This window comes from Nocardioides lentus (assembly GCF_039529515.1).
In the GTDB taxonomy this organism is placed as follows: Bacteria; Actinomycetota; Actinomycetes; order Propionibacteriales; family Nocardioidaceae; genus Nocardioides; species Nocardioides lentus.
The window spans coordinates 15,255-40,476 of the sequence record NZ_BAAAMY010000010.1 but is presented as its reverse complement, the minus strand read 5'-3'; the positions used below and the strand labels follow the sequence as shown (position 1 = coordinate 40,476).

20 protein-coding genes are annotated in these 25,222 nt (G+C 72.5%); 6 read left to right on the top strand and 14 right to left on the bottom strand.

Annotated features, from left to right (window positions below; translation table 11 throughout):
* Nucleotides 1-2: 2 nt before the first annotated feature.
* The 10 genes from ABD158_RS16815 to ABD158_RS16770 form a co-directional block, all read right to left on the bottom strand.
* Nucleotides 3-1,700, bottom strand: a complete 1,698-nt coding sequence (locus ABD158_RS16815) for an FAD-dependent oxidoreductase (protein ID WP_344008769.1) — start codon at nucleotides 1,698-1,700, stop codon at nucleotides 3-5.
* Nucleotides 1,697-2,659, bottom strand: coding sequence for a phosphoglycerate dehydrogenase (locus ABD158_RS16810; RefSeq protein ID WP_344008768.1), 963 nt, complete (start codon nucleotides 2,657-2,659; stop codon nucleotides 1,697-1,699). The genes ABD158_RS16815 and ABD158_RS16810 overlap by 4 nt, the downstream gene beginning before the upstream one ends.
* Nucleotides 2,656-3,621, bottom strand: coding sequence for a cyclase family protein (locus ABD158_RS16805; protein WP_344008767.1), 966 nt, complete (start codon nucleotides 3,619-3,621; stop codon nucleotides 2,656-2,658). Before ABD158_RS16805 ends, ABD158_RS16810 begins: the two co-directional genes overlap by 4 nt.
* Nucleotides 3,618-5,258, bottom strand: a complete 1,641-nt coding sequence (locus ABD158_RS16800; RefSeq protein WP_344008766.1) for an alpha/beta fold hydrolase — start codon at nucleotides 5,256-5,258, stop codon at nucleotides 3,618-3,620. The genes ABD158_RS16805 and ABD158_RS16800 overlap by 4 nt, the downstream gene beginning before the upstream one ends.
* Nucleotides 5,255-6,061 (bottom strand): ABC transporter ATP-binding protein, encoded by an 807-nt coding sequence (locus ABD158_RS16795; RefSeq protein WP_344008765.1) that lies wholly within the window; start codon nucleotides 6,059-6,061, stop codon nucleotides 5,255-5,257. Before ABD158_RS16795 ends, ABD158_RS16800 begins: the two co-directional genes overlap by 4 nt.
* 9 nt (nucleotides 6,062-6,070) lie before the next feature.
* On the bottom strand, nucleotides 6,071-6,901 hold the full coding sequence (locus ABD158_RS16790) for an ABC transporter ATP-binding protein (protein WP_344008764.1): 831 nt from the start codon (nucleotides 6,899-6,901) through the stop codon (nucleotides 6,071-6,073).
* Nucleotides 6,898-7,857 (bottom strand): branched-chain amino acid ABC transporter permease, encoded by a 960-nt coding sequence (locus tag ABD158_RS16785; RefSeq protein WP_344008763.1) that lies wholly within the window; start codon nucleotides 7,855-7,857, stop codon nucleotides 6,898-6,900. The genes ABD158_RS16790 and ABD158_RS16785 overlap by 4 nt, the downstream gene beginning before the upstream one ends.
* A gap of 4 nt (nucleotides 7,858-7,861) precedes the next feature.
* A complete protein-coding gene (locus ABD158_RS16780) occupies nucleotides 7,862-8,743 on the bottom strand; it encodes a branched-chain amino acid ABC transporter permease (RefSeq protein WP_344008762.1) in 882 nt (293 codons plus the stop codon).
* Between the two features lie 73 nt (nucleotides 8,744-8,816).
* Nucleotides 8,817-10,016, bottom strand: a complete 1,200-nt coding sequence (locus ABD158_RS16775) for an ABC transporter substrate-binding protein (RefSeq protein ID WP_344008761.1) — start codon at nucleotides 10,014-10,016, stop codon at nucleotides 8,817-8,819.
* Between the two features lie 186 nt (nucleotides 10,017-10,202).
* The gene (locus tag ABD158_RS16770) at nucleotides 10,203-10,967 is read right to left on the bottom strand and encodes an IclR family transcriptional regulator (RefSeq protein WP_344008760.1); all 765 of its coding nucleotides are present in this window, start codon (nucleotides 10,965-10,967) and stop codon (nucleotides 10,203-10,205) included.
* Between the two features lie 117 nt (nucleotides 10,968-11,084).
* On the opposite strand from ABD158_RS16770, the gene ABD158_RS16765 reads away from it, so the two are divergent.
* Together ABD158_RS16765 and ABD158_RS16760 are read left to right on the top strand one after the other, a co-directional pair.
* Entirely contained in the window at nucleotides 11,085-12,632 is a 1,548-nt protein-coding gene (locus ABD158_RS16765) for a hypothetical protein (protein WP_344008759.1), read from the top strand.
* Between the two features lie 29 nt (nucleotides 12,633-12,661).
* Nucleotides 12,662-12,949, top strand: a complete 288-nt coding sequence (locus ABD158_RS16760) for a hypothetical protein (protein WP_344008757.1) — start codon at nucleotides 12,662-12,664, stop codon at nucleotides 12,947-12,949.
* A gap of 146 nt (nucleotides 12,950-13,095) precedes the next feature.
* On the opposite strand, the gene ABD158_RS16755 is transcribed toward ABD158_RS16760, so the two are convergent.
* Entirely contained in the window at nucleotides 13,096-14,046 is a 951-nt protein-coding gene (locus ABD158_RS16755) for a class II glutamine amidotransferase (protein WP_344008755.1), read from the bottom strand.
* Between the two features lie 123 nt (nucleotides 14,047-14,169).
* On the opposite strand from ABD158_RS16755, the gene ABD158_RS16750 reads away from it, so the two are divergent.
* Nucleotides 14,170-14,991, top strand: coding sequence for a ScoMcrA-related endonuclease (locus ABD158_RS16750; RefSeq protein WP_344008754.1), 822 nt, complete (start codon nucleotides 14,170-14,172; stop codon nucleotides 14,989-14,991).
* A gap of 120 nt (nucleotides 14,992-15,111) precedes the next feature.
* On the opposite strand, the gene pgm is transcribed toward ABD158_RS16750, so the two are convergent.
* Together pgm and glgC are read right to left on the bottom strand one after the other, a co-directional pair.
* The gene (pgm, locus tag ABD158_RS16745) at nucleotides 15,112-16,752 is read right to left on the bottom strand and encodes a phosphoglucomutase (alpha-D-glucose-1,6-bisphosphate-dependent) (RefSeq protein WP_344008753.1); all 1,641 of its coding nucleotides are present in this window, start codon (nucleotides 16,750-16,752) and stop codon (nucleotides 15,112-15,114) included.
* A gap of 73 nt (nucleotides 16,753-16,825) precedes the next feature.
* Nucleotides 16,826-18,091: a glucose-1-phosphate adenylyltransferase gene (glgC, locus tag ABD158_RS16740; protein WP_344008752.1), complete on the bottom strand. Its 1,266-nt coding sequence runs from the start codon at nucleotides 18,089-18,091 to the stop codon at nucleotides 16,826-16,828.
* A gap of 358 nt (nucleotides 18,092-18,449) precedes the next feature.
* Here glgC and glgA point away from each other — a divergent pair, with 358 nt between their 5' ends.
* The 3 genes from glgA (at nucleotide 18,450) to ABD158_RS16725 (ending at nucleotide 24,372) form a co-directional block, all read left to right on the top strand.
* Nucleotides 18,450-19,637 (top strand): glycogen synthase, encoded by a 1,188-nt coding sequence (gene glgA, locus ABD158_RS16735; protein ID WP_344008750.1) that lies wholly within the window; start codon nucleotides 18,450-18,452, stop codon nucleotides 19,635-19,637.
* Nucleotides 19,638-19,727: 90 nt separating this feature from the next.
* A complete protein-coding gene (locus tag ABD158_RS16730) occupies nucleotides 19,728-22,784 on the top strand; it encodes a DEAD/DEAH box helicase (RefSeq protein ID WP_425573226.1) in 3,057 nt (1,018 codons plus the stop codon).
* 76 nt (nucleotides 22,785-22,860) lie between these two features.
* The gene (locus ABD158_RS16725; RefSeq protein ID WP_344008749.1) at nucleotides 22,861-24,372 is read left to right on the top strand and encodes an AMP-binding protein; all 1,512 of its coding nucleotides are present in this window, start codon (nucleotides 22,861-22,863) and stop codon (nucleotides 24,370-24,372) included.
* A 32-nt stretch (nucleotides 24,373-24,404) separates the two neighbouring features.
* Here ABD158_RS16725 and ABD158_RS16720 read toward each other — a convergent pair whose 3' ends face one another.
* Complete coding sequence (locus ABD158_RS16720; RefSeq protein WP_344008748.1) at nucleotides 24,405-25,214, bottom strand: GntR family transcriptional regulator; 810 nt, start codon at nucleotides 25,212-25,214, stop codon at nucleotides 24,405-24,407.
* Between the last annotated feature and the right edge of the window lie 8 nt (nucleotides 25,215-25,222).

The window sequence follows — 25,222 nt, the reverse complement described above, 5'->3', positions numbered from 1 at the left end:
GCTCACTCCTTCGGTTCGGACGTGGGTCGCGCCGGGGCGCCGCGGGTCGCGGCCCCCGTCGGGTGGCCGACCATGTGGTTGGCGGCGCACCAGGCGTAGGTGAAGTTGCGGGTGTTCGCGAGGCCGGTGACGTAGCCCTTGAGCTCGCGCGTGGCCGCGGCGTTGCCGGAGGCGTAGAGGCCCGTGACGCTCGAGCCGTCGCGTCGCAGGACCCGCGCGTCGGCGTCCACGGCGAGGCCGAGGGAGCTGAGGCCGACGCCCAGGACGCGCAGCGGGAGCGCGTGGAACGGGCCGGTGGAGACCGGGCCCAGGTTGGGGTGGGGGTAGCGGGGGTCGCCGTACGCCGCCTGCGCGAACGGCAGGTGCCCGCGCTCGAAGTCCTCGTCGTGGCCGACCTCGGCGAACCGGTTGAACCGGTCGACGGTCGCGGCGAGTCCGACCGGGTCGATGCCGGTGCGCTCCGCCAGCTCCTCCAGGGTGTCGGCCGTGGTGACCGCCTCGGGGTACGGGTCGCCGGGAGCGAGGGGCCCGAGCGGGTACTGGCGGCGGAAGCGGTCGTCGACCACCAGCCAGCAGGGGAAGTTCCGCCACCGCTTCCGGGCGGCGTCGTAGGTGCGGATGCCGCGGATGAGCGCGCCGTAGTAGCTCTCGTCGCCGAAGCGCTCGCCGTCGCGGTTCACGACGAGCGAGTGGGGGAAGCCGAGGTTCTCCAGCAGCTGGCTGTAGAGCGGCTCGTCGGTCCCCGGGTGCACCGCCTCGTCGAAGCGTGCGCCCAGCACGACGAAGGGGTCGGCGCCCCGCACGACGGTGGCGCCGACCTGCTGGCCCAGGGCGAGCCCGTCGCCGGCGACCACGGGAGGGGCCGCCTCGATCAGCTCGGGGAGGTCCTCGAGCTCGGCGGCGTCGGGCGCGTTGCCGTAGCCGCCGACGGCCAGCAGGACGCCGCGTCGTGCGCGGACCTCCACCGGGCCGGCGGGGCCCTCGGCCACCACCCCGACGACGCGGTCCACTCCCCCGTCACGCTCGGTGAGGAGCCTGCTCACCCGGTGCTCCAGGCAGCACTCCACCCCGCGGCGCACCAGGGCCTCGCGGACGAAGGCGGCGGCCAGGCCCAGGCCGTGGGTCAGCAGGTCGTCGCCCTCGCGCTCGCGGGCGAGCGCGAGACGGGCCGCGACGTCGCCGCCGAGCACGTGGTGGAACTCGTCGCGGCTGACGCCCGTGCGGTAGTAGACACTCGGCCGGAGCCGCCCGCGCCAGGCTCCGAGCTCGGCGCCCGGGACGACGCACTCGAACAGCCGGCCCTCGGTCGTCGAGCCGGGTCCGGGACCGTAGAGGTCCGAGGCCCGGCGTACCGGGGTGAAGGGCACGCCCGCCTCGGCCAGCGAGCGGGTCGCGGCGACCGCCGACTCCAGGTAGGCGCGACGGGCCGGGCGGTCGACCGGGCGTCCCTCGCCCTGCACGTGGTCGAGGTAGGTCTCCGTGGCCTCGAGGGTGTCCCCGCCGCCGCTCGCCTCGTCGAGGTGGTTGGCACCGGCCCAGCACCAGCCGCCGCTGTAGGCGGCCACCCCGCCGACCATGGTCGAGCGCTCCAGCACCAGGACGCGGGCGCCGAGGTCGTGAGCCCGGATCGCGCCCGCGAGGCCGCCGAGGCCCCCGCCGACGCAGACCACGTCGTACTCGTCCTTGTCGGGTCCGGTCATGAGGCGCTCCTGGGGTGCGGTGTGGTGCGGGGCCGTGCGAGCGCGTCGATCACGCGGTGGGCGCACTGTCGGCCCACCGCCCTCACCGACGACTCGGAGTAGCCGGCCCCGTGGGGCGAGAGCAGGACCCGGGGCGCCTCGAGGAGAGGCGAGCCGGAGGGCAGCGGCTCCTCGGCGAACACGTCGAGGGCGGCACCTGCGAGGTCCCCGCGGTGCAGGGCGGCGACGAGGGCGGGCTCGTCGACCACCCCGCCCCGGGAGCAGTCGACGAGGACCCCCTCGGGGCCCAGCAGCGCGAGTCGGCGGGCGTCGACGAGTCCACGGGTCGCGTCGGTGAGGGGCACGTGGACGCTCACGGCGTCGGCGGCCGCGAAGAGGTCGTCGAGCGGCACGGGCTCCGCCCCCGCGGCCCCGACCTGGTCGTCGTCGACCGCGGGGTCGTGGGCCAGGACCCGCATCCCGAGGGCCGTGGCGAGCGCGGTCAGCCGCCGCCCGACCCGGCCCAGACCCAGGACGCCGAGGGTCCTGCCGTCGAGGCCGGGGCCGACGACGGGGGCCCAGCGGCCGGCGCGGACCGCGCGGTCGTTGTCGCCCAGGCCGCGGCTCAGGTGGATCAGCTGGCCCACGGCGTACTCGGCGACCGCGTGGGCGTTGCCGTCCGGTGCGTTGACGACGGCGATCCCCCGGGCGGCGAGCCAGACGTGGTCCACGTTGTCGGTGCCGGCGCCGTTCTTGGCCACCACCCGGAGCCGGGTCGCGTGCCGGAGCAGGTCGGCCCCGACGGGCTCGAAGCCGAAGATCCAGGCGTCCGTCGTCGTGAGCGCGGCGACCAGCGCGTCCCCCCGCAGTCCGGGAGCCACCTCGACGTCGCAGCCGGAGTCCTTCAGCAGGGCCACCGCCTCGCGGTCGCGCACGCCGAAGCTCGGCGAGGTCGACAGGACCGACCACCGCGCGCTCACAGCACCGCCACCGGGGAGAGGGGGCTGCCGGTGCCGCCGGGGATCCGCAGGGGCGCGGCGACGAGCAGGACGTCGCTGGTCGCCCGCTGCGCGAGCTCCTCTGCGAGCTCCTCCAGGTCGAGGTTGTGCAGGAGGTGCACGCCGAGGTGCACGAGGGCCAGCACGTGCACGGGCAGCGGGTGCGCGGCGTCGAGGGCCGGGAAGGTGTCACCCGGGCCGTCGGTGCCCAGCAGGCCGCAGTCGAGCTCGCCGACCACGCGCATCGCCGAGGGGTGCAGCCCGGCGATCGCGCCGTACTTCTGCTCGGCGCTCCGGCCCTCCGCGTCGGCCGCGCGCCGGTGGCCGGCGACGGCGCGGGGACGTCCGGTGCGCACGAGCAGCGCGTCACCGGGTCGGACGTCGGGAGCGGCCGCGCGCAGGTCCTCCTCCGTGACGGCGTCCCCGGGCTCGAGGTGGTCGACACCGCGCAGGCGAGGGACGTCGACGAGGACGCCCCGGGTCACGACGGGGCCGCCGGTGACCTCCAGGTCGCTGACCCGTGCCCCGTCGAGGTCGGCCATGGCGGCGAACTCGCGCCCGTTCCAGCCGGTGCCGTGCAGGCCGACGTGGCACAGGGCGTCCATGTGGGTGGTGTCGAGGCCGTGGCACTGCACGTGGAGCTGGTCGCTCGCCGCCTGCACCGGGCCTCCTGCGTTGGAGCCCCAGGCGGTGATCATCTCGTGCCGGGCCGCGGAGCCCAGGGCCTGCGGGTAGTACGGCGGCGCGCCGGGGTCGAGCGGGGCGCCGAGCGGCACGACGGCTCCGCTGCGGGCGGCGGCGAGTCCCCGGCGGACGTTGTCGTCGGTGACGAGGTTCAGGGTGCCGCGCTCGTCGTCGGGGCCCCAGCGTCCCCAGTTGACGCGGACGCCGAGGTCCTCGGCGTAGCGCCGGGCGGCGGTCGGGTCGTGCGCGGAGGCGCTCACCGCAGGAACTCCCGGTAGAGGTCCATCGTGGCCCGTGCGGCGTCCGCGTCGGGGTCGGGCCACCAGACGGTCTCGGGCGTGGCCACGAGCGTGAGGAGGTCGCCGGGCACCAGGTCGGCCGCGTCCTGCAGGGTGTTGGCGAGCATGTCGTGGGGACCGGCCGTGATGATCGCCGGCCGGGTCAGCAGCGGCAGGCGGCCGCGGGTGTCGTAGTCGAACGCCGCCCGGTAGGCGCGGTCGTAGGTCTCGCCGCTCTCGAGGATGCCGACGGCGTACCGCTGGAGGTCCTCGGCGCGGGGCAGGCCGATGGCGCGTGCGGAGGCGTGGTCGACCGCGTACCAGGGCCAGAACAGGAAGGCGTCGCGGCGCCAGGCCCAGGCCCGGGGCAGGTGGGAGCCGAAGCGGTCCGGGGTGAGGTCCGGGAAGTAGCGGGCCAGCAGGTCGTCGCGGAACTCGTCGCTGACCATCGGAGGGGCCTCCATCACCACCCGGCCGACCCGCCCGGGCTCGGCGATGGCCATCTCCAGCGCCACGCAGGCGCCGGTGTGCGACCCCCACACGTCGAGGTCGTCCCAGCCCAGCGCCCCGGCCACGGCGAGCGCGTCCTGGGCCAGGTCGGCGATCGTCGGGTGCTCCGGACCGGGCTCCGACAGGCCGTTGCCCGGGTAGTCCAGCGCCGCCACCGGTCGGTCGTCGGCGGCGAGGCCGTGCACCACCGGGGTGAACTGCTCGGAGGAGCCGCCGCCGGTCGACAGCACGAGGACGGGTCGGCCCCTCCCCGACCCGGCGCGGCGGACGTGGGCCCGCCCGCGGTCGGTGGCGACGTAGGCGTGCCAGAGGGCGCCGTCGACGTCGGGGGCGGTGGGGGGCGGGCCCGTCGGGGCCGGCGCCTCGGCGGCGGCCGACGACGTGAGGGCCTCGACGGCGTCCGCGACGTCCGGGGCGTCCACCTCGGTCGCCCCGCGCTCGGCGAGGGCGGCGGCACCGGCCTCGAGGCCGTCCACGGCCCGACGCCACCACGTCGCGAAGGCGGCCGGGTCGGTCGCGGCGGCGACGAAGCCGTCGGAGAGCTCGGGGACGTCGGGCGGGGGCGGTCCGACGGTGCGGGCCCGCCGCGGGTCGTCGGCCCGCACGAGGCGCCGGTCGCGCAGGAAGGTCCACAGCGCCGCCAGGTGTCCACCGTCGGTGGCCGGGTCGCCGGGTGGCGGCGTCCGTCCGCCCGCGTGCCACCCGCGCGCGGAGTCGAGGTCGGCGACGAGGGTCGTGGCCGGCTCGAGACCGTCGGCGACCCCGGCCGCGTACGCGACCGCCAGGTCGAGGACGACGAGGTCGCAGGTCCCCGTCCGCACCCAGTCCAGCGCCTCCACGGCGGCGCGGGCGGCCTCGGTCGTCGTCACGGCGCGCAACCGGGACGAGCCACCGCAGCCGGGCATCTCGACGGCGACCACGAGCCGACCGCCGACCCGTGCCGCGAGGTGTCCCGCGACCCAGGCGGCGGACCGCGTCGGTCCGACCAGCACCACGACGGCGCCGCCCCTCGGCGCCCCGCCGCCCGCGAGCTGCAGCCTCAGCTGTCCGTGGGTGGTGGTTGCGTAGTGCGGGCGCACCCCGGCCGGGGCGTGCATCTGACCGCTCACGCGCGCTCCTGCCCGTGGGCGGCGGAGCCCTCGGCGAGGGCGCTGTCGAGCTCCGGCGCGGCGATCTCCGGGTCGAGCCCGAGGTGGCGTGCGATCAGGTCGGGGTCGGCCTCGAGCTCGGCCGGGGTGCCCGCCGCGACGATCTCGCCGCGGTGGATGAGGTAGGCCTGGTCGCACAACGGCAGGGCCACGGCGGCGTTCTGCTCGACGAGGAGCACGGTCGCGCCGGCGGCGTGGATGGTGGAGATGGCCTCGAAGACGATGTCGACGAGGGCCGGCGACAACCCCATGGAGGGCTCGTCCAGCAGCACCGTCGTGGGCTTCGTCATCCACGCCCGGGCGATGGCCAGCATCTGCTGCTCGCCGCCGCTCATCAGCCCGGCCGGCTGCTTCTTGCGCTCGGCGAGGCGCGGGAACATCTCCCAGACCTCCTCGAGGGCCGCCGTGCGCCGTCCGCGGGCGAAGGAGCTCAGCTGGAGGTTCTCGAGGACCGTCAGGGGTGCCACCACCATCCGTCCCTCCGGCACGAGGGCGAGGCCGCGGCGGGCGGTGCGGTGCGCCGGCACGCCCGTGATGTCACGACCGTCGAACCTCACGCGGCCGCTGTGGGGCTTCATCAGGCCGGCGACGGTGTTGAGGGTGGTCGACTTGCCGGCACCGTTGGCGCCGAGCAGGGTCGTCAACGAGCCGCGTCGCACCTCCATGGACAGCCCGGTCAGGGCCGGGATGGTCCCGTAGCGGACGTGGAGGTCCTCGACCGCGAGCAGGACGTCGGGCTGGGACGTGGCGGGGCTGGAGTCCATGGGTCGCTCCTACTTTCCGAAATAGGCGCGGCGCACCTCGGGCCGGCGCAGGCAGGGGGCGGGCGCGTCCTCGGCGATGACCTCGCCGGCGGCGATCACCGCGACGCGGTCGCAGACCCGCTCGATCAGGCGCATGTTGTGCTCGACCACGACGATCGTCATGCCGTCCGCACGCAGCCGCTCGAGGAGGTCGGCGATCGGCGACCAGTCCGCTTCGTTCATGCCGGCGGTGGGCTCGTCGAGCATGAGCAGGCTCGGCCGGGTGGCCAGGGCCCGGGCGATCTCGACCCGGCGCATGTCGCCGTACGACATCGTCTCGGCGAGGACGTCGCCCCGGCCGCCGAGCCCGACCACGTCGAGCAGCTCGTCGGCGGCCTCGCGGCCGGCGCAGGTGTCGGCCCGGTCCCGGGGGGAGCCCACGAGGCTGCCGAGCAGCGACGCACGACGGTGCCGGTAGCCCCCGGCCCGCACCTGCTCGGCCACCGTGAGCCCGCGGAAGAGGCGGATGTTCTGGAACGTGCGGGCCACCCCGAGCGCGTTGACCGCTCGGGCGTCACCCCCGGTCGCGTCCTCGCCGTGGATCCTCACCCGGCCGCCGCTCAGCGTGCCGAAGCCGGTGAGGAGGTTGAGCAGGGTGGTCTTGCCGGCGCCGTTGGGGCCGGCGATCCCGAAGACCGTGCCCGCCGGGACCGTGAAGTCGACGGAGGAGAGCACGTGCAGGCCGCCGAACGACTTGCTGACCCCCTCGACGGACAGGGCGGGGACCGAGCCGGCCGGGTCGTCCGTGCCCGCGGGTCGGGCGCCGGTGTGGGGAGTGGACTGGGGAGCGGTGTGCGTCATCGTCGTGCCCCTGCCTCGATGTCGTCGGAGAGCGCCGTCGACCGACCCGGGTCCTCCGTGTCGGACGCGCCGGACCCTGTGCCGCGCGGTGCGGTCGCGTCGCGGCGTCGGGCGGCATGCTTCTCCCGGAAGCGGCGCCAACGCAGCGGGTCGATCAGCCCGCCGGGCAGGAAGATGATGATCAGCAGCAGCAGGACGCCGTTGATGATCTCCTGGCCCTCGGTGATGTACTGGCTGATGTAGACGGGCATGCCGGTGAAGACCGCGGCGCCGATGACGGAGCCGAACCAGTGGTAGGCCCCGCCGAGCACGACGCTGGCGATGATCGTCACGGCCAGGTCGATGTAGAACGTGTTGGGGTCGATGTAGCTGAGCTGTGCCGCCTCCATCGATCCCCCGAGCGCTCCGACGGCGCCGGAGATCCCGAAGGCGATGATCTTGACCTGGGCGACCGAGACGCCGAGCGCGGAGGCGACGTCGGGGTCCTCGCGGGTGGTGTCGGCGGCGACGCCGAACTTCGAGCGCTTCAGCGACCACATCAGCAGGCAGACCAGGGCGAGCATGAGGGCCATCTGCGGCAGCGTCATCACGTAGGGCACGACCTGGCCCTGGGAGCCCCCGGTGTACTCCCCCAGGTTGGTGACGAACACCCGCGTGATCAGCATCAGGGCGACGGTCGCGAGCGCCATCCAGTGGCTCGACAGCTTGAGGAACACCCGACCGACGACCAGCCCGAACAGTCCGGTGATCCCCATCGACACCACGAGCGCGGGCAGCAGGCCGAGCCCCGCCTCGCCGTACAGCCAGATGGTCAGGTAGGCGCCGACGGCGGCGAAGGAGACGGTCGCGAAGCTGAGCACGCCGGCCCAGAGCTTGACGTACGTCGAGAGGGCGAGGACGCCGCCGGCCAGGGCGAACATGACGGCGCTCTGCAGCAGGACGAGGTTGGGGTTCATGTCGTCACGCCCTCTGGAAGCTGGCGGTGCCGAGGATGCCGGTGGGACGCCACAGCAGCACGACCAGCACCAGGCCGAAGGTGATCGCGTCCTGGTACGACGCGGAGATGTAGGAGCCCGAGAGCACCTGGAAGACGCCGATGAGGACGCCGCCGAGGGCGGCTCCGCGGATGTCGCCCATGCCCCCGAGGACCACCGCGGCGAAGCCCTGCAGCAGGAGGGTGTCCCCGAGGTGGAAGTTGAAGCTCTGCCCGCTCGCCAGCAGGATCCCCGCCAGCCCGGTGACCGCGCCGGAGAGCATCGCGGCGCCGATGATCATGACCTGCGGGTTGATGCCGGCGATCTGGGCGGACCGCTTGTCGTAGCCGACGGCGCGGATGGCGGCGCCGAGGTTGGTCCGGTGCAGGAGCAGGTAGGTCGCGGTGATCACCACGACCGCGCACACGAGGGCGAGCACCTGCGTCTGCAGCAGCTCCAGCCCACCGATGCTGATCCGGCCGCGCGGGACGGAGTCGGGCGGGTAGCCGACCGGGGTGGCGGCGGTGGAGATGCTGGCGACCTCGCGGATCGCGATCCACATCCCGATGCTGGCGATGACCGCTCCGAGCAGGGAGACCCCTCGTCGGCGCAGCGGCTCGAACGCGACCTGGTCGACCAGGACGGCGATCAGGCCACCGGCCACGATGCCGACGACCGCGGCCGCCCAGAACGGGAGCCCGTAGGAGCTCGTGGCGAAGTAGGTCACCAGTGCGGCGCCGGTGGCGTAGACGCCCTGCGCGAGGTTGAGGATCTGCATGGTCGAGAAGACGATGCTGAACCCGACGGCGAACAGGGCGTAGACCGCTCCCGTGCACACGCCGTTGATGATCTGCTCGAGGAGGAGCACCGGACTTCCTTTCGTGGGGCGCCGGTGGTGCCGCGTGCGCCCGGCGGGACCGGGCGCACGCGGCGCCGTCGGGTCAGTTGGCGGCGGGCTCCCACGGGGCGATGACGCCGTCGGGAGCCGTGTAGGAGACCGGCTTCACGGCCGACTCGGCGGTGAGCTGTCCGTCCTCGAACGCCACCGGGGTGCCGTAGATCGTCTCGTCGATCCCCTCGAGGGCGCCGAGCGCGTCGGAGAGGCTCTGGCGGGTCACCTCGCCGTCGATGGTCTCGATCGCGGTCGCGAGGGTGTAGATGGCCATGTAGCCCTGGGCGGCGAAGTCGTCGGGCTCCTCGCCGTACTCCGCCTCGTAGGCGTCGGCGAAGTCCGCACCCATGCCGGTGGCCTCGCTGGCCAGGAAGTAGACCGGGAACGGCACGCCCTCGAGGGCGCGCGGCTGGGAGTCGAAGACGCCGGACCCGCTGATCGTCTGACCGGAGACGATCTGGCCGTCGTAGCCCTTGTCGTCGAGGGCGGCGATCAGCCCGACGGCGTTCGACTGCGTGCCGACCACGGCGATGGCGTCGGCGTCGAGGTTGATGAGGTCGGTCGCGGCGCTGGTGAAGTTGGTGGTCGTGGAGAGGGTGCCGACCTGGCCCTTGTTGTCGACCCCGGCGTCGGAGAACCCCTGCTCGAAGGCCTCGGCCTGGCTGACGATGCCGCTGTTGTCGGTCATCACCGCGTAGGCGACGGACTCGATGTCCTCGCTGTCGACGACGTCCGTGGCGAGCTTCTCGTTGGCCGGCTGCGGCATGGTGACGGTGCGGTAGACGTACGGCGGCGAGGCCAGGTCGAGGTCGGTCGCACCCCAGAGCACCAGAGGCATCTCCTGCTTCTCCGCGATGGGGGCGGCGGCGCCGGCGACGGTGCTGAGGATGCAGCACGTCGAGGCCACGATGTTCTGGTCGGCCGCGAGCTGGGCGGCGACGCTCGCGGACTTGGCGGGGTCCTCGGACCCTTCCTTCTCGACCAGCTCGAGCTGACGTCCGCCGCCCATCAGGTCGCCGTCGTTGATCTGCTCCTGGGCGATCCGGGCGCCGTGGATGAAGGTCTTGCCGGCTCCGGCGATGGGTCCGGTCTCGGCGACGATGGCACCGATCTGGATGGCGTCGCCCCCGCTCCCGGAACCGCCACCCTGGGCGCAGGCGCTCAGGGCGAGGGCCGACGCCGCCATCACGCCGAGCGCGGCGCGTCGCCGGCCCCTCGCGGATCGGGTGTGGGGAACGAGAGCGCGCACGGGAGCCTCCTGGGTCGGGGTACGACCGCACGGCGGGGACCTGGCCTCACTGCCGCACAATCGTGTTTCGCATTCCGGAACATGTACCGGAATACGATCCACGCTAGGACCGTCGTGTGACGCACGTCAACAAGTTGCACCCGGTGAGTTTCTTTTTTCGGTTATCGTTCCGGATTACGGAACGCGCTAGGCGAGCTGACGGGAGAACTGGCGGGCCGCCTCGATGACGAGCTCGATGGCGCGGTCGCGCTGCTCACCGCGGAACCGGTCGACGGGGCCGCCCACGCTGAGGGACGCCACGAGTCGGCCGTCCGCTCCGCTGACCGGGGCCGCCACGGCGCCCACGCCGACGATGTAGTCCTCGCTCGAGAGGCAGTAGCCCTGCTCGCGCACCTCGGCGAAGCGGGCGCGCAGCGGTTCGGTCTCGCTGATCGTGCGGTCCGTGTAGGACCGACGCTCCATCCCGAGGACGAGGGACTCCAGCTCGGGCGAGTACGCCGCGAGCACGACCGGGCCCGCGGCGACGTGGTAGGGCATCACCGACCCGGCGGAGAGTCCGTGCACCTGCAGGGGGTTCGCGCCCACCACCGTCTCGATGGTCACGGCCCCCAGCTGGCCCGGGACCATCAGGAAGGCCGTGTCGCCGAGCTCGGCCGCGAGGTGGCGGAGGAACGGCAGCGCCTCGCTCCGCAGGTCGAGGTCGGACCGGGCGATGCCGCCCAGCGCCATGACCCGGGGGCCCAGCCGGTAGCCACCGCTCTCGGAGCGCACGAGCCACCCGACGGACACCAGGGTGCGGAGCAGCCGGAACGTGGTGGTCTTGTTGAACCCCGACTCCGCGGTGAACTCGCTCAGCGAGAGCTCCCGCCGGTCGGTCCGGAAGAGCTCCAGCAGCTGCGCACCCTTGACGATGGACCCGACGATGTTCTTGGGGTCGACCTCTTCCTCCATGCGCCGTAACGTAGCGCAATCCGGAACGCGTGCCGCGTTCGTCATCGAGACGGCGCTGTCAGTCGCGCTGCGGGACGAGTTCCGTCCTCTGTCGGTGGCGCGTGGGACGGTCTGGGGGTGCGCGATCCGCTCCCCCGGCTCACCGACGGCCCCTCGATCTACGAGCTGGTTCGCGACGATCTCGACGGCCTCGGCCGCCTGACGACTCCGCGGCTGAAGCTGCCGGACGAGCCGGAGCCGGCGCCGGGCGACCTGCCGTGGGCGCACGGCGCTCTCGACGGCGTCAACGAGCGCTTCGGCCGTGAAGCAGATCCCGTGCAGGCCGCCGTCGTCGCAAGCGCCCTGGTCGCGGCGCTGCGGGAGCCGACGCCGCCGAGGCTGTGGGACCTGCACCTGCTGCTGCAGGAGGAGGGGGCCGCCGGCTACGTCGAGCCGCTGCTCGATCAGCTCGTCGCCACCCGGCCCGACCCCGAAGCTCTCTCAGGCCTCGCGACGTGGCTCGCGACCACCTCCGCCCACCGGGACCCGGTCAAGATCGGTCTGACGCTGCTCGGACTGATCGGGACCGACGCCGTCCGCGACGTCGTGCTGACCCTCGGCGCCCACGAGGAGCTCACCCGACAGGCCGCCCTCGCGCTGCACCGCGGATCGAGCTCACCCGACCGGGACGTCTGGACGCTGGCGCAGCGCGTCGAGGAGTGGGGCCGCATCGAGTGCGTCCACCTCCTCCGGGGGACGACCGACCCCGAGATCAAGGACTGGCTGCTGCGCGACGGCTACCGCAACGGGGTACTCCTGGAGTACCTCGCCTTCACCGCGGCGAGCACCGGCGACCTCCTCGGCGCCCTGCGACGACCCGGCGTCGACCGCGCGCTGCTGACGTCGGCCGGCGAGATCATCGAGGCGGTGATCGAAGGCGGACCCGCGGAGGACCTCGGCGACCTCGGCGAGGCCCCGGCGCTGCTCGACGCCTACCTCGACCTGCTCGCGGAGCGCGCGGAAACGGTCGTCGATCTCGACGCCGCCGTTGCGATCCTCACCGTGCTGCTCGACGAGCACCCGACAGCGGCCAGCGAGATCGCCTGGCCCGAGGCCGACCGCGCCCGGATCGCGGGCAAGGCCGCCCACGTCGTCGGGTTCGCCTTCTGGCCGGACGTGGTCCGGGAAGCCCTGGCCGCCGACGCCCGCGGCACGTTCCACCGCGCCAATCGAGTCGCGCCCCGGGTCGGCGTCGACACTTTCGACCTCCACCTGGACCGCGTCCGCGCCGACCCCACGGGTTCGTCGTGGTTCCACGCCTGGCAGGTCGCCGACACCGAGCGGCGTCGCGACGTTCTCGTGGGCGTCGCCCGCGACGTGTTCCTCCCCGACGGACCCGACGACACCCCCGTGGTCGACGTCGGCGTCGGCGTCGCCTGGCGCAGCCCTCTCGACTGGACCCTGCAGGAGCTGCGGAGCCACCCCGGGCTCGGCGCGGACCTGGTCCTGCTCGGGCTCACGCGCAGTCAGAACCCGAACATGGCGCTCCAGGTCCTCGGTCGCTGGCCGGTCGTGGCCTGGCCGGTCGGCGCGACGGACGCGCTTACCCGCCTGCGCGGCTGCGGGCTCGACAGCTACCGCGATTCGCACGTCGAAGGGCTGCTCCGCCGGGCGACCACCGAATGACACCTCTCGGCACCGGCGTCCGGACCGCAATGGCGTTCGACGACGCCACGCCGAAGCAAGTGGTGCGGGCACTGAAGGAGTTCGACGGGCTCGGGGCCGGCGCCCCCTGGGACCTACGGATTGATCGCGAGGAGGACTACTTCCTCGCGCACGAGGAAGTAGCAAGATTCACGGCTTTCCCGGGCTCGGCCCAGGCCTCGTCGAAGCCTGGCTTCACGGTCGTCCGCACCATGTCGCGTGACGTCGAGGACGTCCGGCTCGAGGTCGCAATTGAAGAGTCCGTGCCCGGTCTGACCGTTCCGCGCGCCGGCCCTTGAGGGAGTGGGCTTCGACAAGGCCGTTCTCGCGCCCGGCGTGGGCGGCCAGTGCGGCCGCGCCACCATGGCTGGCGACAACCGCCAAGGAGCGACGCCTCGGGCCGGGCGGACCACGGTTCCTCGCCGGGAGCGACGCAGGTGTTCAGCTAGACCGTCAGCGTCTTGACGGTCCGGGAGACGTGGTCACCCGTCCGCTCGAGGAACACGATCTCGCCGAACTCGACGTGCGACCAGCCCTCGGCGTCGTCGGTCAGGGCCTCGGAGGCGAAGATGGCGACCGACGCCTCGTCCTCGCCGCACGCCTCGAAGTCGTACGACGCGTCGTCGCGCGGGACGGGGCGACCCATCAGCAGGTACATCGGCTCCAGGAGCATCGAGAGGGCGAAGTCGTCGGTGCCCGGACCGGACTCGCGCAGCTTCTTCCAGTCCCCAGCCGGGTCGGTCTCGCCCTGGTGGCCGAGGCCGACGTTGACCCCGATGATCCGACCCGGCGACACCAGGGCCATCTTCAGCTTGGTCAGGGCGGGGAGGTCGAGGGCCTGCATCGCCTCGGAGATGAGGCGGATCATCGTCTCGATTGCGCGTCGGACGTCCTGGTCGCTGTCGCCCTCGAGCAGGGAGAGCAGGAGCACGTAGAGGAACTCGGTGTCCGTCGAGCCACGCATCTGCTTCAGGTACCGGTCCTCGCAGTGCGGCAGCAGCTCCCGCTGCAGGAGCATCCAGCCCGGGAGGTCGCCGTTCTGGGCGAGGATCCAGGGGGTCTCGTCGAACGAGAAGGGGTGGCAGTTCTCGTCGACCATGACGGCCTTCGCGTTGTAGGCGGCCGCGCGCACGTGGGCGAGCATCGTGCTCGCCCGCAGACTCGGGACGGTGCGCTCCACGTTGTCGTCGTAGAAGGCGGGCATGGGCCGGCGGTAGACGAAGGGGGCCTCCGGCGTGAGGAGGTGCTCGCTCCAGGCACCGAACCCCCAGCCCGCCAGCTGCAGGTCCGGGTAGTGCTCAGGGTCGAGAGCCTGGTTGACCAGGCTGTTCGACGGCGTGAGCAACAGGCTCTCGAGCGGGACCTCGGGCCCGAGGTAGGCGAGGACTCGGCACATACGTCTCCTTCACTGACTCCAGGACGTGCCGCGGTCGGCATCGACGAGCGTCGTCACCCTACGGGCGGGAGCCGGGTTGCGCGGATCGTCGCTCTCGGGACCCACGGCACTACCGTCGAGGTCGTGGTGACATTCGACGAGGTCAAGCCGGAGCACGTGCTCCGCGCACTGAAGGAGTACGACGAGCTCGGGGGCGACGTCTTCCTGGCGAAGTACGGCTTCGGCCGCGCGACGGACTACCTGCTCGTGCACGACGGTCGGGACTACGACTCCAAGGCCGTCCTGGGCGCGGCCCAGGGTCACGCGGTCGGTCGTCCGGCAACCCACGACCAGTTCAGCGGGGGTCGCACGGGCGCCGCGAAGGTCCTGGAGGACCTCGGCTTCGAGGTCGTCCGCGGATCGTCGCGCGACGTCGCGGACGTCGGTCCCGTGGAGGCGCAAGCGGCCTGGGCCGCCGCCGCCCGCGAGGTGCTGATCGACGCCGCCCGCCGCTACCACTCGATCACCACCTACCGCGAGCTCGCGGACGAGGTCCAGAGCAGATCGGGAGTCACGACCTCCCAGCTGATGCACCACTGGATCGGTGACGTCCTGCTCCAGGTCGCCCGGGAGAACGCCGAGAAGTCCGAGCCCGCTCTCATGGCCCTGTGCGTGGACGCCCGAGGCCGGGTGGGACCGGGTTACGCCAAGGCCGTCGAGGCCACGACCGGCGCACCGCCGTCCGAGCCCGACACCCACGCCGCCCAGGAGCGCCTGCGCTGCCACCAGTTCTTCGGCGCACCGGACCTGCCCTCCAACGGCGGCCGCGTCGCCCACACCCCGCAGGTCGCCCGTGCCCGCGACCGGGTGGCCAAGGCCGCGGCCCCGGCCATGCGACCTCCGCAGGTGTGCCCGCGCTGCCACATGGCCATCCCCGCGACCGGCGTCTGCGACCAGTGCGGCTGAACGGTCACGGCTAGTCCGGTTGAGGCCGAGTGACGGGGCCGTGGAGCACGTCCTTTCAGTCCGACACGCGCGCGACCGAACGACGGACCACCGCCTCGCGCAGCCGGTGCGGGCGATCGATCAGCCCAGCGCCGCCGACACGACCTCCCGCGCCTCGGCCTGGACCTCCGCGAGGTGCTCGGGCCCGCGGAAGGACTCGGCGTAGATCTTGTAGACGTCCTCGGTGCCGCTCGGTCGCGCGGCGAACCACGCCGACTCTGTGGTCACCTTCAGCCCGCCGATGGCCGCGCCGTTGCCGGGCGCCTCGGTGAGCCTGCCGGTGATCTCCTCCCCCGCCAGCGACGTCGCCGTCACGTCCTCCGGTGACAGCGCGGCGAGCTTCGCCTTCTGGGCGCGGTCGGCGGGCGCGTCGACCCGGGCGTACGCCGGCTCGCCGTGCTCGGCGACCAGCGCGGCGTAGTGCTCGCTCGGGCTCTTGCCGGTCGCGGCCTGGATCTCGGAGGCCAGTAGGCACAGCAGCAGGCCGTCCTTGTCGGTGGTCCACGTCGAGCCGTCGCGGCGCAGGAACGACGCGCCGGCCGACTCCTCGCCGCCGAACCCGAAGGAGCCGTCGATCAGGCCGGGCACGAACCACTTGAACCCCACCGGCGTCTCCACCAGCGGAGCGCCGACCTGGGCCGCGACGCGGTCGATCATCGACGACGACACCAGCGTCTTGCCGATCCGCGCGTCCGTGGGCCAGTCGGGGCGGGCGCCGCCGAAGAGGTAGCCGATGGCGACGGCGAGGAAGTGGTTGGGGTTCATCAGCCCCGCGTCGGGGGTGACGATGCCGTGGCGGTCGGCGTCCGCATCGTTGCCGGTGGCGATGTCGAAGTCGTGACGGCGCTCGATCAGCGAGGCCATCGCCGAGGGCGAGGAGCAGTCCATCCGGATCTTCTCGTCCCAGTCCAACGTCATGAAGCGCCACGTGGGGTCGACCAGCGGGTTCACCACGGTCAGGTCGAGACGGTGGCGCTCGGCGATCTCGCCCCAGTAGTGCACGCTCGCGCCGCCCAGCGGGTCCGCACCGATCCTCACCCCCGCCTCCCGGACCTTCTCGAGATCCACCACGCCGGGGAGCTCGTCGACGTACTGGCCGAGGAAGTCGTGGCGCTGCACCTGCGTGCGGGCCCGCTCGAGCGGCGTACGACGCACCTCGGCGAGGCCGCCGCGGATCAGCTCGTTCGCGCGGGCGGCGATGACCTTGGTGGCGTCGGAGTCGGCGGGGCCGCCGTGGGGCGGGTTGTACTTGAAGCCACCGTCGGCCGGCGGGTTGTGCGACGGGGTGACGACGATGCCGTCGGCCAGGCCGGAGCCCGTCGTACGGCCGCCGTTGGCCAGGATGATCGCCAGCGAGACCGCCGGGGTCGGCGTGTAGCCGTCGCGGCTGTCGACCATCACGATGACGTCGTTCGCGACCAGCACCTCGACCGCGGTCGCCCACGCTGGCGTGGACAGCGCGTGGGTGTCGGCGCCGAGGAACAGCGGGCCGTCGTACCCCTGCGTGCGGCGGTAGTCGACGATCGCCTGGGTGGTGGCGAGAATGTGCGCCTCGTTGAACGACGTCTTGAGCGACGACCCGCGGTGACCGCTGGTGCCGAACGCCACCTGCTGGTCAGCGTCCTCGGGGTCGGGCTGGCGGGTGTAGTACGCCGTGACCAGCGCCGGGACGTCGATGAGGTCCTGCGGCTGGGCGAGGGTGCCGGCGCGGGATGCGGTCATGAGGTTGCCTTCCTGCGTGCGGGGTCTCGTGGCTCACCGGCTCGTGCCTCGCCGGTTCGCACCTCGACCTCCGTCAGACGATCTTCTGGTCCTTGGCGAGCACGGTCAGGCCGTCCTCGACGGTGAAGCTGCGGGCGCGGTCGGCCTCGGGGTCGACGCCGATCTGCGCGCCGGGCGGGACGACGACGTTCTTGTCGAGGATTGCGTTCTTGACCACCGCCCCCTCCCCCACGTGCACCCCGTTGAGCAGCACGGCGCCGTCGATGCGGGCGCCGGAGTCGACGCGCACCGACGGCGAGAGCACCGAGTCGCGCACGGACCCGCCGGTGACGAGCACGCCCGGGGAGAGGATCGAGTTGAACGTCGTCACCGGCGTCATCCCCTCGCCCTCGGTCAGCTTGACCGGCGGCTGCGGGCCGTAGGTGGTGTAGATCGGCCACTCGCGGTTGTAGAGGTTGAACACCGGCAGGTGGGCGACGAGGTCCATGTGGGCGGCGTAGTAGGAGCCCATCGTCCCGACGTCGCGCCAGTAGCCGCGGTCGCGGTCGTTGGCGCCCGGGACGTCGTTGTCCTTGAAGTCGTAGACGCCCGCCTCGCCGCGCGCCACGAACGCCGGGATGATGTCGCCGCCCATGTCGTGCTTGGTCTCGCCCCACTCGACCGCGGCGTCGCGGGTGACGGCCTCGCGCAGCGCGTCGGCGTCGAAGACGTAGTTGCCCATCGAGGCCAGCACCTCGCCGGGGCTGTCGGGCAGGCCGGTCGGGTCGGTCGGCTTCTCCAGGAAGGCGCGGATCCGGGACGGCGAGGCGGGGTCGACGTCGATGACGCCGAACTGGTCGGCCAGCCCGATCGGCTGACGGATCGCGGCGACGGTCGCGGCGGCGCCGGAGGCGATGTGCGCGTCGACCATCTGCGAGAAGTCCATGCGGTAGACGTGGTCGGCGCCGACGACCACGACGATGTCGGGCTTCTCGTCGTTGAGCAGGTTCAGCGACTGGTAGATCGCGTCGGCCGAGCCGAGGTACCACTGCTTGCCGACCCGCTGCTGCGCCGGCACGGGGGTGACGTAGTTGCCCAGCAGCGTCGACATCCGCCAGGTCGTGGTGACGTGGCGGTCGAGGCTGTGGGACTTGTACTGCGTCAGCACGACGACCTGCAGGTAGCCGGAGTTGACGACGTTGCTCAGCGCGAAGTCGATCAGCCGGTAGATCCCGCCGAACGGCACCGCCGGCTTCGCCCGGTCCGCCGTCAGCGGCATCAGCCGCTTGCCCTCCCCGCCGGCCAGCACGATCGCGAGCACCTTCTTGCGGCCCTGCGCACGGACGGTCGAGGTGGTCATGGCGCCAACCTAGTCGTGACCGCCGTCACCGAGCGAGGACGTGTCACCGGAGCTCGAGGTGCTCGGAGGTCGAGGTGCTGCGAGCCCCGGCGAGCAGCCACGAGACCCCGCTCGATGACCGCGGTCGAGCGGGAGGGATCTCGTGGCTCGGTCGCTGAGCGACCTCACACCTCGATCTCCGATCACCGGAGGTCGAGGTGCTGCGAGCCCCGGCGAGCAGCCACGAGACCCCGCTCGACGACCGCGGCCGAGCGAGAGGGATCTCGTGGCTCGGTCGCTGAGCGACCTCACACCTCGATCTCCGGGCGGGCGCGGACGACCTCGCACCCCGATCTCCGGCGCCGTTAGGTTGAGCCGCATGCGAGTCGACGTGCTGTCCAAGGAGTACCCGCCGGAGATCTACGGCGGCGCCGGGGTCCACGTCGCCGAGCTGGTCCGGGCGCTGCGCGCGGTGCCCGACGTCGACGCGCGGGTGCACTGCTTCGGCGGGCCGCGCGACGAGCCCGGCACCACGGCGTACGCCGACCTCACGGAGCTGTCCGGCGCCAACGCCGCCCTGAAGACCCTCGGGGTGGACCTGGCGATGGTCGGCGGCTGTGAGGGGGCGGACCTGGTGCACTCGCACACCTGGTACGCCAACATGGCCGGCCATCTCGCCTCCCTCCTGCACGGCGTCCCCCACGTCGTCTCCGCGCACAGCCTCGAGCCGATGCGGCCGTGGAAGGCCGAGCAGCTCGGCGGCGGGTACGCCGTGTCGAGCTGGGCCGAGCGCACGGCGTACGAGGCGGCGACGGGGGTGGTCGCGGTGAGCGCGGCGATGCGCGACGACGTGCTGCGCAGCTACCCCGACGTCGACCCGACACGGGTCCACGTCGTCCACAACGGCATCGACACCGACCTGTGGAGCCCGGTCACGGACCCCGACCGCGTGCGCGCGCTGGGCGTCGACCCGGACCGCCCGAGCGTGATCTTCGTCGGCCGCATCACCCGGCAGAAGGGGCTGCCGCTGTTCCTGCGGGCCGCGGCCGAGCTGCCGCCGGAGGTGCAGCTCGTGCTCTGCGCCGGGGCGCCCGACACCCCGGAGATCCTGGCCGAGGTGCGCGGGCTGGTCGACGGCCTCGCCACCGCCCGCGACGGCGTGGTCTGGATCGACGAGATGCTCCCGCGCGCCGACGTCGTCGCGCTCCTGAGCGCCGCGACCGTCTTCGCCTGCCCGTCGGTCTACGAGCCGCTCGGCATCGTCAACCTCGAGGCGATGGCCTGCGAGACCGCCGTCGTCGCCACCGCGACGGGCGGCATCCCCGAGGTGGTCGTGGACGGCGAGACCGGGTGGCTGGTGCCGATCGAGCAGGTGCAGGACGGCACCGGCACCCCGGTGGACCCGGACCGCTACGTCGCCGACCTCGCCGCTGCACTGGTCGACGCGGTCTCCGACCCCGAGCGGGCCCGGGCCCACGGCGAGGCCGGGCGCCGTCGGGCGCAGGAGTCGTTCAGCTGGCCGGCGATCGCCGAGCGCACGCTGGAGATCTACCGGTCGGTGGTCTGAGAGCCGAAGCACGCGTCACCGCACTCACGATCGCCTCGCCCGAGCTGCGTCTCGGCCAGGTTGTCGGTCGTTCGTGACAAGCTCCCCGCCGTGGACGAGGGGCTGTACGAAGACGTCATCACACACCAGCTGGCAGCACGCCTGGAGAGCTTGCTCGGCGTGGAGATCGACCGTCGCAAAGTCGACGAGGCCGACGCCTCTGGAGTTCTTGCGCGACATCTTGGATCCATCGTCGAACGACGGTTGGGGGTGGAGAAGGACCCAGAGCGTCGGCTGCTCCTCGCCAACCAGGTCCTCGCCGCTGTCGATCCCGACTCGAGCGAGGTCCCCGGCCCCCTCCAGCAGCTCCACGCCGTGCGCCAGCCTGACGGCCCCGGTCATCTCGGCCGCTACCGCCATCGCCCGAGCACGCCACTGAACGACCCGGCGCTGCTCACCAACGCCCACGGCGAACCCAGCCTCGCGGGTGAGCTGAAGGCCGAGATCGGGTCGGCTGACTCGATTGATCTGCTGTGTGCCTTCGTCATGTGGCGCGGCCTGAGACTGCTCGAGAAGCCACTCCTCGACGCACGAGCAGCCGGCGTGCCCCTTCGGGTGCTGACGACGACCTACATCGGTGGCACCGAACGCCGGGCCCTCGACCGCCTGGTGCGCGACTTCGGCGCCCAGGTCCGCGTCCAGTACGACGCCGCGCGGACCCGCCTGCACGCGAAGGCCTGGCTGTTCCGCCGTCGTTCGGGTTTCGACACGGCGTACGTCGGCTCATCGAATCTCTCGACAAGCGCACTGCTTGACGGCGTCGAATGGAACGTCCGGCTGTCACGCGCGGCCACCGGGAGTCTCCTCCAGAAATTCGAGGCCACCTTCGACACCTACTGGAACGCCGGCGAGTTCGAGGACTACGACCCGGACCACGACCGCGACCGCCTGGACGACGCCCTTTCGTCCGCTCGTGGGCGTGGTGCAGCTCCCCTCAGTCTGGAGATCTCAGGGCTCGAAGTTCGGCCGTACCCGTACCAGCAGGAGATCCTCGACGCACTCGATGCGGAGCGGGTCGTCCACGATCGCCACCGCAACCTGGTCGTCGCCGCGACCGGGACGGGCAAGACCGTCATTGCCGCCTTGGACTACCGGCGGATGCCGGACCGACCACGCCTGCTCTTCATCGCCCACCGCAAAGAGATCCTCCAGCAGTCATTGAGGACGTACCGCGAGGTCCTGGGCGACGGCAGCTTCGGTGAGTTGTACGTCGACGGCAAGCGACCCGAGCGCTGGCAGCACGTGTTCGCCAGCGTCCAGTCCCTCTCCGCGTACGGCATCGCCAACGTCCCGAGCGACTCATTCGACGTCGTCGTGGTCGACGAGTTCCACCACGCCGCGGCACGCACGTACCGGAACGTCCTTGCTCATCTCAGGCCGAGCGAGCTTCTCGCTTTGACAGCAACGCCTGAGCGCGCGGACGGCACCGACATCAGGTCGTTCTTCGGCGGCCGCACCGCCGCGGAGCTGCGTCTGTGGGATGCCCTGGGAGCCGACCTGCTGTGCCCGTTCCACTACTTCGTCGTCGCCGACGGCACCGATCTCCGACGCGTCTCCTGGGTCAAGGGTGGCTACGACGCGAACGAGCTGTCCAACCTCTACACCGGCAACGATGCGCGCGCCCGGATCGTGCTCAACGAGCTGCGGGACAAAGTCGTCGACATCGGGGGTATGCGAGCCCTCGGCTTCTGCGCGGGTGTCGACCACGCCCGCTACATGGCCGACACGTTCCGAAACGTCGGCATCCCCGCCCAGGCCGTCAGTGGCGACACTCCACCCGCGGAGCGCGCGCAGGCGCTCGCCGACCTGCGGGCCAAGCGGCTCAACATCCTGTTTGCTGCGGACCTCTTCAACGAGGGCCTCGACATCCCCGACATCGACACCGTGCTGATGCTGCGACCCACGGAGAGCGCCACCGTGTTCCTGCAGCAGCTGGGGCGTGGGCTGCGCCGTACCCCGGACAAGGCGGTGCTGACCGTCCTCGACTTCGTGGGCTCCGGACGCAAGGAGTTCCGCTGGGACCAGCGCCTCCGAGCCCTGACCGGCAACACCCGAGCGGGCATCATCCGCCAAGCCGAGGGAGGCTTCCCCTTCCTCCCGTCGGGTTGCCAGATCGTGCTGGACCGCGAGTCACAGCACGTGGTGCTGGACAACCTGCGTGCCCAGATCTCGAACCGGTGGGCTGACATGGTCGGCGAGCTCAGGTCGTACGGCGAGCGGGACCTGCGCAACTTCCTGGAGGAGTCGGGCCTCGAGCTGAGCGACATTCTCCGCAAGGGGACCCGTTCGTGGACCCAGCTCCGTCGTGATGCCGGCCACGCCACATTGCCCGGGTCGGACCGCGAGGACAAGCTCCTCAAACGGGTTCGCGCCTTCGCGCACGTTGATGACCGACCACGCGCCTCGACGTACCGCTCGATCCTGTCCGACGACGCACCGGCGTACGACGACATGACGCCCACCCAGCAGCGGATGGCACGGATGTTGACGTGGTCGCTCTGGTCGGACGGCGGAGGGCACAACTCCGTCTCGGAGGCGCTCGCGGCCCTTCGCGCCGAGGTCGCGACCCGGCGCGAGATCTCCACCGTCGTCGACATCTCGTTCGACGCCGCTCCACACGTGACGTACGAGCTCGGAGGTCCATTGCGTGACATCCCACTGCAGATCCACGCCCGCTATCAGCGAGAAGAGATCCTCGCTGCCCTCAACTTTCCCCGCATGCCGAACAGCTTCCGGGAAGGGGTCTGGTACTCCCCCGAGCTGAATGTCGACGTCTTCTTCGTGACGTTCAAGAAGTCGGAGTCCGACTACAGCCCGACCACGATGTATCGCGACTACCCGATCAGCTCGACGCTCTTCCACTGGGAGTCCCAGTCCACGACCTCGGTCGCGTCAAAGACCGGCGCCCGCTACATCGACGGCTCCAGCACCGTCCTGCTCTTCGCCCGGCCCGAGCAGACCGATGAGTTCGGCACCTCGCCGTACCTGTTTCTGGGTCCAGCGACGTACGTCTCGCACAGTGGCGATCGGCCCATCGCATTCACCTGGCGGCTGCGGCGCGCCATGCCGACGGAGTTCTTCACGCAGGCGTCAGCGGTGGCTCAGTAGGGCCTCTGCCAACGAGATGGGCGCGCCACCGGATGCGAGTACGGTCGCCAGCGTCCCGACCCTGAAGGAGTGCGTCATGAGCAACGTCGCCGACGCCGTCTTCGCGCACGGCAGCGCGCACCCGACGCGGGTGGCCGTCCGCGCCGGTGACCTCGAGGTGACCTTCGGCGAGCTGCGCGACCACGTCGCGTCGTACGCCGGCCGCGTCCGCGACGCCGGGATCGCGCCGGGTGACCGGGTGGTGCTGATCGCGCCGACGGGCGCGGAGTTCGTCGCCGCCTACTACGGGCTGCACGCCGCCGGCGCGGTGCTGATCACGATGAACGTGATGGCGACGGCCGCGGAGGTCGACTACGTGCTGGAGGACTCCGGGGCCTCGCTGGTCGTGGCCTGGCACGAGGCGGCCACCGCGGCGGGTCGGGCGGCGGAGGGCCGGGGGCTGCCGCTGTGGGCGCTGCCGCCGCTGCCGGCCCGGCCGACGGACGACGCGGCTCCCGTGTCCGCGCCCGTGGACCGCGCCGACGACGACACCGCGATCATCATCTACACCTCCGGCACGACCGGCCGGCCCAAGGGCGCCGAGCTCGGGGTCGGCGGCATCGGTGCGCTCGTCGAGGCGGCCCGTCACCAGCTCCAGTTCGACCCGACGACCGACCGGAACGGCACGGCGCTCCCGCTGTTCCACGTCTACGGCCAGCTGATGGTCATGCACATCGCGATCTCGCTGGGCACCCCGGTGTCGCTGCTGCACCCCTTCGACCCCGCCGCGATGATCGCGATGATCCGCGAGCACGGGCTGACGTTCGTCGCGGGCGTGCCGGCCATGTGGATCGCGATGCTGCACGTCGCCGGGGACGCCGGCCGCGACGACCTCGCGAGCGTCCGGGTGGCGTCCTCCGGCGGGGCCTCCCTGCCGGCGGAGGTGATCGACGCGTTCGAGCGACGGTTCGGCGTCCGGCTCCGGGAGGGCTACGGCCTGTCCGAGACGTCGGGCTGGGCGACGTCGTCGCCGCCGGGGGCCGAGCCCAAGCCGGGCACCGTGGGCCGCGCGGTCCACGGCATGCGGCTGGAGGTGCGCGACGCCGCGGGCCGCCCCGTCCCCACAGGCGAGGTCGGCGAGGTCTGGGTCTCCGGGCCGATCGTCATGAAGGGCTACTGGAACCGACCCGAAGCCACCGCCGAGACGATCCGCGACGGCTGGCTGCGCACCGGCGACCTCGGGACGCTCGACTCCGACGGCGACCTGCGCATCGTCGACCGGCTCAAGGACATGATCATCCGGGGCGGCTACAACGTGTACCCGCGCGAGGTGGAGGAGGTCCTCCACACCCACCCGGACGTCGTCGAGGCCGCCGTGGTCGGCGTGCCGGACCCCCGGTACGGCGAGGAGGTGGCCGCCGCGGTCGTGCTCCGCCCGGGCGCGACCCTGGACGCCGAGGAGCTGCGCCGCTGGGCCAAGGAACGCCTCAGCGCCTACAAGGTGCCCCACCTCGTGCAGGTGCTGCCCGCCCTGCCCAAGGGACCGTCGGGGAAGATCCTCAAGCGCGCCCTCGACCGGGACGCGCTGCGCGCCGCACCGCCGTCCTGACCGCGCCCGCCGTCAGCCCCGGGCCGAGCGGGTCAGCGGCCCCGCCGGAGCGCGGCGACCTCGGCGAGGGTCTGCTCCAGGAGCTGCCCGACCCGGTCGAGCGCCCCGGCGTCCGTGCCCTCGCCCGCCGCCGCGGGCAGCTCGGGGCGCAGGCCGACGTCGAAGGCCACGAGGTCGGAGCGGTGCCAGGTCGAGAACACCTCGACGACCTCGCCGCGCTGGTCGCGGCTGGTGCCCTCCAGCAGCAGGAGGGGGTCCCGCTCGTCGACCCCGAGGGCCTCCGCCAGCGGCGTGCCGGCGGCGACCGCGCGGATCGTGCGGCTGCCCGCCGCGACGCCGCGGCCGGTCGCCGCCCGGACCAGCTGGTGCAGCGAGCCGTCCTCGAGGGCGGCCGCGTCGATCGCCGTCGCCACCGAGGCCGGGAGGTAGGTCCGGATGAACGCCACCGGGCGCCCGTCGACCCGTCGCAGCCGCTCCAGGACGTGGACGTCGGGGCCGAGCAGGTCGGCGTACTGCGGCACGTCGGCCGGCTCGAAGCGCAGGACGGTCGTGCTCGTCGTGCTCCCCGCGCCCTGCAGCTGGTCCATCAGCCCCGACGACATCTCGACGTCGCGGTGGAGCTCGGTCTGCGGGGCCACGACCGTGCCACGGCCCTGCGCCCGGCGTACCAGCCCTTCGGCCTCGAGGGTCGCCAGCGCCTGCCGCACCACTGACCGCGACACCGAGAACTCCTCCTGCAGGGCGCTCTCGCTGGGCAGCAGCTCCCCCGGCGTCAGCTCGCGGTCGTGGATCCGGCCGCGGAGCCGCGCCGTGACCCGGGCGTGGAGGGGTGTCCTGGCCATGGCCTCAG